General features: G+C 70.2%; 12 protein-coding genes and 1 pseudogene. 8 read left to right on the top strand and 5 right to left on the bottom strand.

The features are described 5' to 3' along the window. The first annotated feature begins 123 nt into the window (after positions 1-123). Complete coding sequence (locus ON41_RS24385) at positions 124-1,470, top strand: acyltransferase family protein (RefSeq protein ID WP_083905595.1); 1,347 nt, start codon at positions 124-126, stop codon at positions 1,468-1,470. Then, positions 1,467-2,444, top strand: a complete 978-nt coding sequence (locus tag ON41_RS24380) for a 3-oxoacyl-ACP synthase III family protein (RefSeq protein ID WP_040750059.1) — start codon at positions 1,467-1,469, stop codon at positions 2,442-2,444. Before ON41_RS24385 ends, ON41_RS24380 begins: the two co-directional genes overlap by 4 nt. Here the strand turns inward: ON41_RS24380 and sigJ are convergent. Continuing rightward, positions 2,425-3,351 (bottom strand): RNA polymerase sigma factor SigJ, encoded by a 927-nt coding sequence (gene sigJ / locus ON41_RS24375; protein WP_040750058.1) that lies wholly within the window; start codon positions 3,349-3,351, stop codon positions 2,425-2,427. The genes ON41_RS24380 and sigJ overlap by 20 nt on opposite strands. A gap of 175 nt (positions 3,352-3,526) precedes the next feature. Between sigJ and ON41_RS24370 the strand changes: the two genes are divergently transcribed. From ON41_RS24370 to ON41_RS24360, 3 genes are all read left to right on the top strand, one after another. Further along, positions 3,527-4,996 carry an MFS transporter gene (locus tag ON41_RS24370; protein ID WP_040750057.1) on the top strand — a complete coding sequence of 490 codons (1,470 nt, stop codon included), beginning with the start codon at positions 3,527-3,529 and terminating at the stop codon, positions 4,994-4,996. 188 nt (positions 4,997-5,184) lie between these two features. Beyond that, positions 5,185-7,110: an FAD/NAD(P)-binding protein gene (locus tag ON41_RS24365; protein WP_246829601.1), complete on the top strand. Its 1,926-nt coding sequence runs from the start codon at positions 5,185-5,187 to the stop codon at positions 7,108-7,110. Further along, positions 7,097-8,488 carry a class-II fumarase/aspartase family protein gene (locus ON41_RS24360; protein ID WP_040750056.1) on the top strand — a complete coding sequence of 464 codons (1,392 nt, stop codon included), beginning with the start codon at positions 7,097-7,099 and terminating at the stop codon, positions 8,486-8,488. Before ON41_RS24365 ends, ON41_RS24360 begins: the two co-directional genes overlap by 14 nt. A 59-nt stretch (positions 8,489-8,547) precedes the next feature. Here the strand turns inward: ON41_RS24360 and ON41_RS24355 are convergent, their stop codons facing one another. Beyond that, positions 8,548-8,943, bottom strand: a complete 396-nt coding sequence (locus ON41_RS24355; protein ID WP_040750055.1) for a hypothetical protein — start codon at positions 8,941-8,943, stop codon at positions 8,548-8,550. Positions 8,944-9,194: 251 nt separating this feature from the next. Here ON41_RS24355 and ON41_RS24350 point away from each other — a divergent pair, with 251 nt between their 5' ends. Continuing rightward, positions 9,195-9,659 carry a hypothetical protein gene (locus ON41_RS24350; protein WP_040750054.1) on the top strand — a complete coding sequence of 155 codons (465 nt, stop codon included), beginning with the start codon at positions 9,195-9,197 and terminating at the stop codon, positions 9,657-9,659. 168 nt (positions 9,660-9,827) lie between these two features. Here the strand turns inward: ON41_RS24350 and ON41_RS24345 are convergent, their stop codons facing one another. Both ON41_RS24345 and ON41_RS40585 read right to left on the bottom strand, forming a co-directional pair. Beyond that, complete coding sequence (locus ON41_RS24345; protein WP_338088184.1) at positions 9,828-10,640, bottom strand: GlxA family transcriptional regulator; 813 nt, start codon at positions 10,638-10,640, stop codon at positions 9,828-9,830. Positions 10,641-10,704: 64 nt separating this feature from the next. Further along, a pseudogene (locus ON41_RS40585) lies at positions 10,705-11,391 on the bottom strand (methyltransferase domain-containing protein); the annotation flags it as partial. Positions 11,392-11,673: 282 nt separating this feature from the next. Here ON41_RS40585 and ON41_RS24330 point away from each other — a divergent pair. Then, positions 11,674-12,117 carry a hypothetical protein gene (locus tag ON41_RS24330; protein WP_040750051.1) on the top strand — a complete coding sequence of 148 codons (444 nt, stop codon included), beginning with the start codon at positions 11,674-11,676 and terminating at the stop codon, positions 12,115-12,117. An 8-nt stretch (positions 12,118-12,125) separates the two neighbouring features. Here the strand turns inward: ON41_RS24330 and ON41_RS24325 are convergent, their stop codons facing one another. Next, complete coding sequence (locus ON41_RS24325; protein ID WP_157185610.1) at positions 12,126-13,313, bottom strand: DUF5005 domain-containing protein; 1,188 nt, start codon at positions 13,311-13,313, stop codon at positions 12,126-12,128. 90 nt (positions 13,314-13,403) lie between these two features. On the opposite strand from ON41_RS24325, the gene ON41_RS24320 reads away from it, so the two are divergent. After that, a complete protein-coding gene (locus tag ON41_RS24320) occupies positions 13,404-13,655 on the top strand; it encodes a hypothetical protein (protein WP_040750050.1) in 252 nt (83 codons plus the stop codon).

Here is a 13,655-nt window from a genome sequence, read left to right as displayed (position 1 = left end):
GCGCCCGCCCCGCCCCCCGCGCCCGCTCCGGCCCCGGCCCCCGCGCCCGAGCCGAAGCCGGCCCCGCCGACCCTGCCGGACGAGGGCTTCGATCCGCAGGCCGGGTACTGATCGAGTCCTGTCGTGACCGACAGTCCCACGACGACGACACCGCGGGCCGAGCCCGCGGTGTCGTCCGATATCGCGCGCAGCCGCCCGGCCCTTCCGTCGCTGACGGGGGCCCGGTGGTGGGCGGCGTTCGCCGTCTTCCTCCTCCACGCCCTGCTGTTCCTGCCGGTGTACCCGTTCCAGAAATCGGAACTGTTCCGCCGGATCCATTTCTTCATGCCCATGCAGTTGGGCGCGGCGGGCGTCACGTTCTTCTTCGTGCTGTCCGGCTTCATCATCTACTGGTCGTTCCGGCCGGGATCCTCTGTGCCGCGGTTCTATTGGCGCCGGGTACTGAAGATCTATCCCTCGCATCTGATCGCCTCGGCGATATTCATCGTGGTGGCGAGCGTGCCCCTGCACCGGCTGGTGGTGTGGGTGCCGAATCTGCTGCTGGTGCACACCTGGTTCCCGAAATCCACGACCGTCGGCGGGCTCAGCGTGCCGTCCTGGTCGCTGGCCTCGGAGATGCTGTTCTACTTCACCTTCCCGATCGTGCTGCCGCTGGTCCGGCGTATCCGCACCGACCGGCTGATGCGGTGCGCGGTGGCGCTGTTCCTGTTCATCCTCGCGCTGCACACCGCGTACTTCCTGTTCGTCGACGGCCCCAAGGGCATCGAGAACGCCTTCGCCGCACGGCTGGTCGGCGGGAACGTCTCGCCGATGTTCGAATTGCATTCCTCGCCCGCGTGGTTCGCCCGCGACGACATCCCGGTCGCGCCGGCGTACTGGCTCAGCTACAACTTCCCGCTGTCGCGGCTGCCGGAGTTCTTCCTCGGCGTCCTCGCGGCCCGGATGGTGCTGGAGGGCCGGTGGACCAATATCCGGATGGCCCCGCCGCTGCTCGCGCTCGCGCTCGCCTACGCGGCGACGTGGGTGGTGCCGGTGAACTACAAGATGTCGGCGCTGCTGCTGGCGCCGATGACGGCCGTGGTCGCCACCCTCGCCGCGCGCGATCTGCGCGGTATCCGGGGGGTGAACTCGTCCCGTCCGATGGTGTGGCTCGGCAATGTGTCGTTCGCGTTCTACCTGATCCAGTTCCCGGTGATGGTGCTGATCACGCGGCTGTTCATCGGCGGGCGCCAGTTCGGGTGGCCGGGCTGGCTGGGCTTCGCGGCGCTGAGCCTGGTCGTCTCGACGCTGGCGGGTGCGGCCCTGTACCACTGGGTCGATCTGCCGCTGATGACCCGGTTCTCGGGCAAGCGGTCGCGCCGCACGTCCGAGAACTCGCTGGCGGCGACGTCCGAGAAACCGGACGGCAAGCTGGACGAACCGGCGCCGGCGAGCGTCGACGCCCTTCCTACCGGGAGGACCGTCCCATGACCCGCGTCGGCGTACTGGGCACCGGCGCGTACCTGCCGGAACGCGTCGTCACCAACAGCGAGGTGGGGATTCCGGCCGGCGTCGACAGCGACTGGATCATCCGCAAGACCGCGATCCGCGAGCGCCGCTGGGCGCTGCCCGGCCAGGCCACCTCCGATCTGGCGACGCGGGCGGCGCTCGGGGCGCTCGACGCGGCGGGCATCGGCGCGGGGGAACTGACCGCCATCGTGGTCGCCACCTCCACGCCCGATCACTCCCAGCCGCCCACCGCGGCCTTCGTCCAGCACACTCTGTCCGCGCACGCGGCCTCGGCGTTCGATATGAACGCCGTGTGCTCGGGCTTCGTCTTCGCCCTCGCCACGATGGAGGCGGCCGTCGCGCGGGCGGGCGGGGGATACGGCCTGGTCGTCGGGGCCGACACCTACTCCCGGATCCTCGATCGCGGTGATCGCCGGACGGTGGTCCTGTTCGGCGACGGGGCCGGGGCCGCGGTGGTCGGCCCGGCCGCGAGGGGCGGTATCCAGCGGTCCTCGCTGCACACCTTCGGCGCGCTGACCTCGCTGATCCAGGTACCGGCGGGCGGCAGCCGGCGGCCCTACGACCCGGCGGCGCACGAACTGGGCGCGCACTATTTCACGATGGACGGCCGCGGCGTCCGCGAATTCGTGGCCGACCGGCTGCCCGTACTGATCAAGCAGTTCCTGCACGATTCGGGCGCCTCGCCGGACGACGTCACACACCTGATTCCCCATCAGGCCAACGGCGTCCTGCTGGCACAGCTCGTCGAGCAACTCGGGCTCGGGAAGACCACCGTGCACACGACGGTGCCGTACTTCGGCAATACGGGCGCGGCGTCCATCCCGATCACCCTCGACAGCGCCGCCCGGTCGGGATCGATCCGGCCCGGCGAGAAGGTGCTCCTGGTCGGATTCGGGGGCGGTATGTCGGTGGGCCTCACCCTGCTCGAGTGGTGATGTGGGCGAGTTTGTCGGGGTTGCTGACGGCGTAGATGCCCCGGATCAGTTCCGTGGCCGGATCGATGTCCAGGACGACGACGGTGAACGGCACGCCGTCGGAGAACAGCACCGCCGCCGGGTCGCCGTTGACCAGCCGGTAGCCGATCTCGAGGGCGGGGACCTGTTGCAGCAGGCCGGGATTCGCGATGAGTCGCAGGATCCGCTCGCGGCCCTCGACCGGCCGCAGCGCGGCCCGGCGCTTGCCGCCGCCGTCGGACCACAGCGTCACGTCCGGCGCCAGCAGTTCCAGCAGTCCCGCCAGATCGTCGCCGCGCTGGGAGGTGACGAGGAACTTCTCGGTTACCCGGCGCTGCGTCCGCGGATCCGCCTGCCGGCGCGGACGGCGGGCGTGGACGTGCTCGCGGGCGCGATGGGCGAGCTGGCGGATCGCGGCGTCGCTGCGGTGCAGCATCCCGGCGATATCGGTGTGGGAGTAGCCGAAGACGTCGTGCAGGACGAAGACGGCCCGCTCGAGCGGGCTCAGGGTTTCCAGCACCACCAGCATCGCCATCGACACCGATTCCGACCGCAGCGCGATCTCGGCGGCGTCGGCGCTGTCGCCGGTCTGCGCGTCGCCCGCGACCAGCGGCTCCGGCAACCAGGGGCCGACATAGGTCTCGCGCCGGCGGCTGATGGCCGCCCGGCGCGCCAGGGCCTGGTTGATCGCGATCCGCACCAGATACGCCCGCGGATGTTCGATCTCGTCGCCGCCGGGGGAATTGCGCGACACCCACGCCAGCCACGTCTCCTGCAGGACGTCCTCGGTGTCGGCGACGCTGGCGAGCATGTTGTAGACCACCGAGAACAGCAGTTCGCGGTGGTCGGCGAATACCCGAGTCGCGTCCTCTTCGGCGCTGCCGGTCATCGTTTCCCTCCTGGAACAGGCGTCCGACCTCGGAATACGACAGTGCCGCAAAACATGACGAGCATACCCGAAAGTGATCTATCTCTCGAAAGACCGATGCGTTGTCACACTCGGCGGCGCCCCGGCCCTCTCGGGCTGATAGCGGATGACATTCATCCGGGAAAGAGAGAGCGTTGTGAGTTCACCTTCCCAGACACCGTCGTTCCTGGCGACCCGCCGCGGCAAGCTCACGCTGGTGCTGCTGTGCACGGCCGCGTTCCTGGACTTCGTCGACAGTTCGATCGTCAACCTCGCGCTGCCGGCCATCCAGCGTGAGATGCGTCTTCCGGTGTCGACCCTGCAGTGGGTGACCACCGGCTACCTGCTGACCTACGGCGGTCTGATGCTGCTGGGCGGGCGTCTGGCGGATCTGCTCGGGCGGCGGCGCGTCCTGATCACCGGCACCGCGATCATCGGATTGTCCTCCGCCGCAGCGGGTCTGGCGCAGAACAGCGAACTGGTGATCGGCGCCCGCTGCACTCAGGGCATCGGTGCGGCGCTCATGCTGCCCGCGGCGCTGTCCATCCTGACCACCAGCTTCCGCGAGGGCTCCGACCGCAGCACGGCGCTGGGCGTGTGGGCCGGTATCGCGGGGCTCGGCGCCGCGTCCGGGCTGCTGCTGGGCGGCCTGATCACCCAGGGCCCCGGCTGGCGGTGGGTGTTCTACGTCAACGTGCCGGTCTGTGTGCTGATCCTCGTCGTCCTCCCGCTGCTGATTCCCAGTGACCGCCGCAACGACATTCGCGGCGGATTCGACGTCTTCGGCACGGTCCTGGCCACCGGTGGCCTGATGCTGCTGGTCTACGCGCTGGTGGAGGCCCCGGACCGGGGCTGGGGCAGCGCCCGCACGATCGTCGAGCTCGCGGTGGCCGCGGCACTGCTGGCCGGATTCGTGATCAACGAGCACAAGTTCTCCAATCCCCTTGTGCCGCTGTCGATCTTCCGTATCCGCGGCATCGCCGCCGCCGATGTGACGCAGGGCTTCGTGGCCGCGGGCATGATGTCGCTGTTCTTCTTCGTCACGCTCTACACGCAGACGGTGCTCGGCTACGGCGAGATCAAGGCGGGCTGCGCCTACCTGCCGTTCAGCGCTACCATCATCGTGGTTTCGGGTGTCACGTCGAAGATCGTGCCCCGCACCGGAACTCGGCCCGTCATCGTCATCGGCGCGCTGGTCACCGGGATCGGCATCCTGCTGTTGTCGCGGATCCCGACGGACGGCGCGTATCTCCAGGACCTGCTGCCCGGTCTGATGATCACGGCGGCCGGGTCGGCGGCGGTCTTCGTCGCCAATACGACCGCCGCCAACGCGGGTGTGCCGGCGGACAAGGCCGGGCTGGCGGCGGCGCTGCTGACCACCGCACAGCAGCTCGGCGTGGCCCTGGGCGTGGCCGTGCTGACGGCGATCTCGATCTCGCGCACCGAGGGCCTGCTGGCCGCCGGACAGCTGCCGCTGGACGCGACGACCGCCGGCTTCCGGCGCGCGCTGCTGGTCGCGGGACTCATCGCGGCCGCGGGCGCGCTGACCGCGCTGCGCACAGTGAACACCCGCGGTGAGGAGGACGCCGCCGTCGCGGCGCCGAGCGCCGAAACCGTTACCGCATAACACTGTTCGTTACGCCCGGGCGCCGGCAGGGCGCCCGGGCGAACGGTCGTGTCCGGACGTGGCTGCCGGTAGAGTACCGATCGAATCGCCGGGCGGCCCTTCGCGTATTTCATGAGGGTGACATCGTGGTGGCTAGGCACAGGCATGGATCCGAATCCCGAGATCCGTTACGCATCGCAGTAGTCGGCGTGGGCCCCCGAGGTCTGAGCTTTTTCGAGCGGCTCTGCGCCAATATCCTCCGGGGTGAGGACCATATCGAGACCGAGATCTATCTCATCGATTCGACCAGGGTCGGCACCGGAACCGTCTGGCGCACCGGCCAATCGCGGCATCTGCTGATGAATACCGTTGCGGCACAGGTCACCATCTACACCGACGACAGCGTGGAGATGGACGGGCCCGTGATCGCGGGCCCCAGCCTGTTCGAATGGGCCAGCTTTCTGACGAAGATCGGCAATTTCGCCGGCCTGCCCGAGGATATGTATACCGAGGCGTGCCGCACCCTGCCGAACACCTATCCGACCCGCGCCTTCTACGGTCATTACCTGCGCTGGGCCTACGAGCACATCCGCGACAGGTACGCGCGCTGGGTGCGCACCCACGAGATCACCGCCACGGCAACCGATCTCCGCGACGATCCGGCGGGTCTGCAAGAGCTGACGCTGAGCACGGGGGAGCGGATCGGCGGATTGCACGCGGTCGTTCTCGCGCAGGGCCATGTCGCGCCGCGAGAACCGGCGGAACCCGGCGGGCGGTGCTGGGCGGGTGAGCTGCCGCCGGGGCTGATGCATATCTCCCCGATCAATGCCGCGGATGTGGACATGGACCGGGTGCCCGCGCGGCACACCGCCATCATCCGGGGTCTCGGCCTGACGTTCTTCGACTACATGGCATTGCTGACGGTCGGCCGCGGCGGGTATTTCAAGGAGACCCACGCCGACGGGACCCTGGAGTACATCGCCTCCGGCCGTGAGCCGTTCATCGTCGCCGGGTGCCGGCGCGGCGTGCCGCACCACGCGCGCGGCGAGAACCAGAAGGCCCTCGACGACCGGCATGTACCGACGCTGCTCGATCCGGCCCGCATCGCCGAACTGCGCAGCCGCGCCGAGCGTTTCGGTGACATCTCCTTCCGTCGTGACGTCTGGCCGCTGGTGGCGCGGGAGGTCGAGGCGGTCTACTACGCGGTGCTGATCGCCGACCGGGTCAGCCCGCGCGACCTGCGCTGGTTCCGGACGCGCTATCTCGACGCGCCGACCGAGCGAGCGGCGGCCGACGTACTCGCCGAATTCGGGATCGAGCCCGACCGGCGCTGGGACTGGACCGCCCTGGTCGACCCCGCCGAGGGACGCCGCTTCGGCGGCGTCGCGGAGTTCCGCGACTGGCTGCTCGACTACCTGGACACCGACGTGCGCAACGCCCGGATGGGCAATGTGCACGGCCCGGTCAAGGCCGCGCTGGACGTGCTGCGCGACCTGCGCAACGAGGTGCGGCTGATCGTCGACCACGGCGGTATCACGGGCCGGTCCTACCGCGACGATCTCGACGGCTGGTACACGCCGTTGAACGCGTTCCTGTCCATCGGCCCGCCCGCCGTGCGCATCGCGGAGCTGTCGGCGCTGATCCGGGCGGGCGTGGTGCGGATCGTCGGGCCCGGGATGCGGGTGCGCCTCGATGCCGGGGCGGGCCGCTTCGTGACCGACTCCCCGCTGGTCGAGGGGTCGGAAGTCGAGGGGACGGTGCTCATCGACGCGCGCCTGCCCGAACCGGATCTGCGCGCCACCGGGGACGTCCTGCTGCACAACCTGCTGCGGCGCAAGGAGATCCGTGGCTTCGCGGTGACTAACCCGGACGGCAGCCGCTACGGCACCGGCGGCGTCGAGGTGGAGCGCGACACCCACGCGCTGCTCGACGGCGAGGGCGTCGCCCATCCCCGGCGCTACGTGGTCGGCGTGCCCACCGAGGCCGTGCACTGGGTGACCGCCGCGGGCCCGCGCCCGTGCGTCAACTCGGTGACGCTGTCCGACAACGACGGCATCGCCCGCGCCGTCCTCGCCGCGTACCGGACCGCGGGCGACCGGCTGGATCGAAAGGAGTACGTCGATGGTGGTGGATAAGGGATTGCTGGCGCCGGTGCGGGCCGGTGTGCCGGTGGAGGATCTGGTGTCCGACGACGCCTGGATCGAGGCCATGCTCGAGGCCGAGCTGGCCCTGGCCCGCGCGCAGGCGCGGCTGGGCATCATTCCGGCCGACGCCGTCACGCAGATGACCGCGGCGGTGCGGACGCATCGGTTCGACACGCGAGCGATCGCCCGGGCGTCGCGGGGTGCGGCGAATCCGGTGGTCGTCTTCGTCCAGGAATTGCAACGCGTGGTGGCGGCGACCGACCCGGCCGCCGCGCACTACGTGCACTGGGGTTCGACCAGTCAGGACATCCTCGATACGGCGACCGTGCTGTGTGCCTCCCGGGCGCTGTCCACGATCATCGCCGACGTGGAGGCGAGCGTGGATTCGCTTGCCCGCCTGGGACTTCGGCATCGGGATACGCTGCTCGCCGCGCGGACCCTGGGGATGCACGCGGTGCCGACGACCTTCGGGGCCCGGGTCGCGAGCTGGGTCCAGGGTCTGCTCGACGCCGGTGACCGGTTGCGTCAGGTCCGCGACCACGGGTTGCCCGTCCAACTCGGCGGCGCCGCCGGGACATTCGCCTCGTATATCGAATGCGCGCGCCGCAGCGGCGGTGAGCTGGCCGATGCGAGCGGCACGGAGATCTACACCCGGCTGACCGGTGAATTCGCCGCGGAGCTGGCGTTGGTCCCGAGCCCCGTGCCCTGGCACAGCGTCCGCACCCCGTTCGCCGATCTGGCCGCCGCGGTGGCCACCACCTCGGGGGCGCTCGGCAAATTCGCCGTCGACGTGATCTCGCAGTCGCGCACGGAGGTCATGGAGGTGTACGAACCCGTCGCGGCCGGCCGCGGGGAATCCTCGGCCATGCCGCAGAAGCGCAATCCGGTGCTCGCCACGCTGATCCGATCCGCGTCGCTACAGATCCCGGCGCTGGTGTCGACGCTGTTCACCGCGATGCTGGCCGAGGACGAACGCTCACCCGGCGCGTGGCACGCGGAGTGGCAGCCGCTGCGGGAATGCCTGCTGCTGCTGGGCGGCAGCGCGCACACCGCCGCCGAACTGGCCGACGGCCTCGGCGCCGACACCGACCGCATGCGCCGGAGCCTCGAGCTGAGCGCCGGGCAGCTGGTCTCGGAGCGGTTGTCGATCCGGTTGACGCCGCTGCTGGGGCGCGTGGGGGCGAAGAAGGTGCTGCAGACCGCCGCGTTCGAGGCCGCGGAGTCCGGGACCTCGCTCGCCGCGGTGCTGGCGGGCAATGCGGCGGTCCGCGAGCACCTCGAGATAGCCGAGATCCACGATCTGCTGCGCCCGGAGAACTACCTCGGGGTGGCGCCCGATCTCATCGATCGGGTGCTCGGCCACCCGTAGCGGCGGTGCGAAAAGGCCCGGAGAGTCGCGTACTCTCCGGGCCTTTTCGCATGTCCGGGCTAGCCCAGGGTGAACACCTTCGCCTGACCCGTGACGACGGTATCGGTGCTGTCGGTCAGCGCCACGCGTATCTGCACCTGCTGCCCGACCGCCAGCGGTGCCCCGGTCAGCACGATCACCGTGCTGTGCTGGGCGCCGTCGCAGGTGACGTCGGGCTGCTTGCCGCTGGCCGACGCGGCCTCCGCGTTCGGGTCGCCGGCCATCGCCTGGATGCTGGTCACCCCGGACCCGGCGTCGCAGGCGTAGTTCACCCCGATATTGGCGGGGCCGACACCGGTGACGTCGACAGTATTGGCGGCCAGTGCGGGGCCGGCGGCCGTCACGACGGCCAGCCCCATCGTCCCGAAGACGCTCGCGATGAGGGCCGGACGCCGGTAGTTCCGAATAATCACCATGGATCTCGTCCTCCTGGGTAGCGGAAGCCGATCGTGGAAAATACTCAGTTGACACCGCGGCGCACCTCGCACCACTGCTCCATGATCCCTCACAGCGACCGTCCAGCAAAGCCCTTTCGCCTCCCCCGGAACACGCAGGTCGGACTGGACATGCGGTTTCGGGGGAGATGCGGTCGAAAGGAATCCCGCGCGGGGACTTTGGTCACTGGGGTCGGCCGCGCGGCCGCCGGATCATCGAAGCATGTCACCGAATGTGCGACGACGAGAAGGCGGCCGACGTGACCATTAGAGACATCACCGCGGGCCTCGGTGCTTCGGCTCTACTGATCGCGATGCGGCTACCGTTCGGTCTCCGGCGAACCGTCGGCGAACTCCGCTTCCGGGAGTCGGACCGGACGTGGACGCTACCGGTGTCGTACGCGCGCTCGCCCGGGGGCGTGGTCGTGCGGGCCCGCCGGGCCGACGCCACCACCTGGTGGCGCAGCTTCCGCGCCCCGCGCCCCGTCTCGCTCCGCACCGACCGCGACCGTCTCACCGGCCTCGCCCGCGCCGTCCTCCCCGGAACGGCCGAATACGAAATCCTCACGGCCACATACCGCCGCGCCCACCCCCGCAAACAAGCCGCCACCACCGACCCCTACATCCTCATAGACCTCGACCGCCCCGCCACCTCCCGCCGCCCCGCCACCTCCCGTCGCCGAGTCGCCGTGACGTGACCCCGGCCAAAAGCATGCCGGGGAAAAGAGCAAGCATGCCGGGGAAAGAGGAAGCGCGCCGGGGAGGGAGGAAGCGCGCCGGGGAAGGAACATCCGTCGCACGCCTGGTGCGCCCTTCTTCCGTTTCCGGCATGCCCCCTCATTTTTCCGGCATGCTTTCGGCCGGAATCACCGCACCCGGAAACGGTTTCGGTAGGCGGCGGGGGTGGTGTCCAATGTCCGGCGGAAGGCTCGGGTGAGGGTGTCGGTGGTGTTGAAACCGCAGGTGGAGGCGATGCGGTCGAGGGTGTCGTCGGTGGTCTCGAGGCGGTGGCGGGCCACCTCTACGCGGGCGGACTCCAGGTAGGCGGCGGGGGTCGTGCCGAGTTCGGTCTTGAAGATGCGGGTGAGTTGGCGGGCGCTGACGTGGGCGTGCGCGGCGAGATCGTCGACGGTGAGCGTGTCGGCGATGTGGCGGGTGATGTAGTGCCGGAGATCCTCGATGCGGCGCGTGGTGGAGATCGGCTCGACGGAGACGCTGAACTGGCTCTGCCCGCTGGGCCGCTTCAGATACACCACGAGCTGCCGCGCGACCCGCAGCGCCACCGCCTCGCCGAAATCGTCGGCGACCAGCGCGAGAGCCAGGTCGAGGCAGGCGCTGAGCCCGGCCCCGGTCCAGACATCGCCCTCGCGGATGAAGATCGGGTCGGCGTCCACCTCGACCGCCGGATGGTCCGCGGCCAGCTGCCGCGCGGTCGACCAGTGCGTCGTGGCGCGCTTACCGTCCAGCAGCCCCGCGCCCGCCAGCAGGTGCGCGCCGACGCAGACCGAGGCGACCCGCCGGGTGCCCGCCGCGAGCCGCCGCACCCACTCGACCACCGCCGGATCCGTCACCGCGCGCACCCGGCGGCGGTCGTCGACCTCGACCGACCCGGGCACCACCAGGGTGTCGATCCCGCGCGCGGACACCTCCTCGAAGGTGGCGTCGGGCAGGACGCGCACCCCGGCGGAGGTGGTCACCGGGTCCAGGGTCGCGGCGGCGAGGACCACGCGGTAGCCGGTCGGCTTCGTGGAGGTCGCGAAGGCGGTCGAGGTGGGCCTCGACGGTGAACCCGGGGACCATCCAGACGACCTTGCGCAGGAAGTACACCACCGCGCCGATATCGCCGAACTCCATGCGCAGTCGTTCGCCGCGCAGGTCGGCGATGCGCAGGCCCGCGGCCTCGGCGGCGGCGGCCTCGTCGCGCGGATCGCGCTCGAGGCGGGCCTCGGGCTGCGGGCCTAGGAAGTACTCGACCAGTTCGAAGACGCTCGCAGGACCGACGTGCTGTGCGAAATAGGTTCCGCCCGTGCGCAATACGCGGGCGATCTCGTCCCACCAGACGGTGGCCGGATGCCTGCTGGTGACCAGGTCGAAGGCCCCGTCGGCGAAGGGGAGCGGCGGCTCGTCCGGATCGGCGATCACCACGACGCCCCGGGGATGCAGGAGTTCGGTGGCCTTCGCGACATTCGGCGGCCAGGATTCGGTGGCGGCCATGGTCGCCGGGAACGTCTCGGATTCGGCCAGGACCTCGCCCCCGCCGGTCTGGATGTCGAGGGCGGCGGCCACGGTCGCCAGCCGCGCGCTCATCAGGCGCTGGTAGCCCCACGACGGCCGCTGCTCGGTGGCCCGCCCGTCGAGCCACGAGAAATCCCAGCCCGCCACCGGCGCGGCGGCGGCCTCGTCGACCAACTCCTCGAAGGTTCGTTCCATGTGGCAGCAGTCTGCCAGCTCCCGCCAGGGCGATTCGACCGGATTTCCCCGACGTACTGGTTTTAGCGGACATTTTTCCCCGTTATTACGTAGCATGGGAATCCCCCGGGTGGCCCGCCGGTCCGTACCCCTCCTTCTTTACCGGGTCGGTGGGCCACCCGGGCGGATCACGCCGAAACTCCCGACGGCGCAACCGGATTCGGCATCCCCCGTGGAGACGACAGTGTGGTGACTGTCGCCAGAGGTGGGAGGGGGCGGCGGAGCGTGGTGAACTGTCCGGCCATGGGCAGCTCCTTCATCGATTACCGCGCCAACGGATTCTGGTGCCGCGACGGTTCGGCGGAGCTGTGGCTGTATCTGCTGTCCGAGGAGGCCGACCGCGTCGCGGACCGGCCCGCCTGGCTCGCGGAGGCGAGCGCCGACTGGCGGACGCAGGCGACACTCGGCTGTCAGGGGGCCGTCAGCGCCTCGCTGGACAAACATCTCGGCATCGATCCGGAGCGGGTCGAGACGGTGGTGGCGCTGTCCGAGCGAGTCCGCCTCCGCCTGCACGGATGGGCCCCGGCGATTCCGATGGAGACCGTGAACGGCTGGGGGACAGGCGGTTCCGGCACACAGTACTGCCGCAACGTCGACACCGTCTGGATGCTCCGCTTCGCCGACGCCTTCCTCCGCCTGCTCAACGGCAAGTTGCGCGCCGATCCCTACGCCACGACCGTGTACTGAGGCTCCGGTCAGGGGCAGGCCGCGCGCGGAGCGTCGCCCGTCTCGCCCCGGAGCGTCACCAGGACCGTGCGCGGACGGTAGATGCTCACCTGGCGATAGACATCGCCGCCGGGCGCGGTGTCGATGCTGTTGACGTTGTAGGACACGACCAGACGCGTCGGCGTGGAGAACTCCGGATGGACGTGTGCGTTGTAGGTGTACACGTCGGGGTCGCGATACGACCCCGCCGCACCGGTCTCCGGTGTGACGTACAGCGTGGTGGCCGGCCCGAACGGACCCGTCGGCGACGGGGCGTACCGGCCGATCAGCCGGTCGCTGAACGCGGCGCCGCCCTGCATGGTGACGAGCAGGTACACGCCCGCACGCACCCGGTGGACCGAGAATTCGGCATTGATCCCGTCGGTGATCCGGGCCGAGTCCGCCTCGTCGTCGGACCAGCCGCGTCCGGTCCAGAACGAGAACCGGTGCCGGAGATCGCCGCCGTCGACGCGGGCGACGTGCAGGTATTTGGCGTCACCCGCGGTCTCGACCCCGTACACATAGGTCCGCGGGCCGTCCGGTTGTACCCACTGCCCCCACTGGATGCCGCGGTCGCGAGGCAACGGCGTGACCGAGATCGGCCGGCGCAGATCGTGCGCGTCGAACCGCGCCACCGACGACCCGGCGAACTCGATATCGAGCGATCCGGGCCCGGTGGATCGCCACTCGGTGACCGGAACCTGAAGCGCGCCATCCGGATACGTGACCGCGCCCAGCCAGAACCAGTGCCCGGGATCCGGCGGCGCGAGCACCGCGGCCGGACGCTCGGCGGTGCCGCCGACGACGGTGGAGAGGCGGCCGTCCGCCTCCCGGACGACGAACGAGTTGTGCACGAATCCGGCATCCGGCGGCCTGCCCGGCGGATGCACGGGCGGCAGGAACGTATCGGAGAACGCGAACACCTCGCGGCCCTCGGGCAATGCCGCCGACCAGGTCGAATCGCCGCCGGTCCAGCCGCTCCCGGCGTTCCCGTACCGCGTCAGCGCGGCATCGAGGCAGCTCAGGGGCCGGGCGTCGACGACGGCCGGTGCGGTGAGCGCGGGTACCGGCCACGGGACGACCAGCCCGAGCCCGGCAGCCGAGAGCACGACGAGGACCAGTAGTCGGAGGGGGCGGCGCACAGTGGCCCATCGTCGCACCTCCCGGTCGAAAGCCACTGTGTGCACCATGGATTCGCCGGGCGAGAGATCCGGCGCGGGAACCCTGGTTGCGGTGTCCGGCGAGCGGTTGGTGGATCATGGCTGTCGATGAACTCGTTACTCGCGGCGGAAGTCGCGCATGCCAGGCAGACGCTGGTCGCTGCGAAGAACGCGTCCGCGCGTGCGCGAAAGGTGGCGACGGAGACTCGGGTGTATTCGCACGATGCCCGCCTCCGGATGTTGCAGGCGGTCCAGCGGGCGATGCAGATCGGCCAGCGCGTCGCCGATATGCAGGCCGAGCACCTCGAACTCCAGGGCGAATCGTCCGCCCGGCTGGGCTGCCCGCCGCCGCCACGCTGA

The organism is Nocardia transvalensis NBRC 15921 (assembly GCF_000308875.1).
GTDB lineage: Bacteria > Actinomycetota > Actinomycetes > Mycobacteriales > Mycobacteriaceae > Nocardia > Nocardia transvalensis.
This window is presented reverse-complemented; position numbering and strand designations above follow the sequence as displayed.

What these genes read in the sequence shown, in the direction of transcription:
- ON41_RS24380 (WP_040750059.1), top strand. Translation starts at nt 1,467, where the DNA reads ATGACCCGCGTCGGCGTACTGGGCACCGGCGCGTACCTGCCGGAACGC.
- ON41_RS24355 (WP_040750055.1), bottom strand. Translation starts at nt 8,943, where the DNA reads ATGGTGATTATTCGGAACTACCGGCGTCCGGCCCTCATCGCGAGCGTC.
- ON41_RS24360 (WP_040750056.1), top strand. Translation starts at nt 7,097, where the DNA reads ATGGTGGTGGATAAGGGATTGCTGGCGCCGGTGCGGGCCGGTGTGCCG.
- sigJ (WP_040750058.1), bottom strand. Translation starts at nt 3,351, where the DNA reads ATGACCGGCAGCGCCGAAGAGGACGCGACTCGGGTATTCGCCGACCAC.
- ON41_RS24320 (WP_040750050.1), top strand. Translation starts at nt 13,404, where the DNA reads ATGAACTCGTTACTCGCGGCGGAAGTCGCGCATGCCAGGCAGACGCTG.
- ON41_RS24350 (WP_040750054.1), top strand. Translation starts at nt 9,195, where the DNA reads ATGTGCGACGACGAGAAGGCGGCCGACGTGACCATTAGAGACATCACC.
- ON41_RS24330 (WP_040750051.1), top strand. Translation starts at nt 11,674, where the DNA reads ATGGGCAGCTCCTTCATCGATTACCGCGCCAACGGATTCTGGTGCCGC.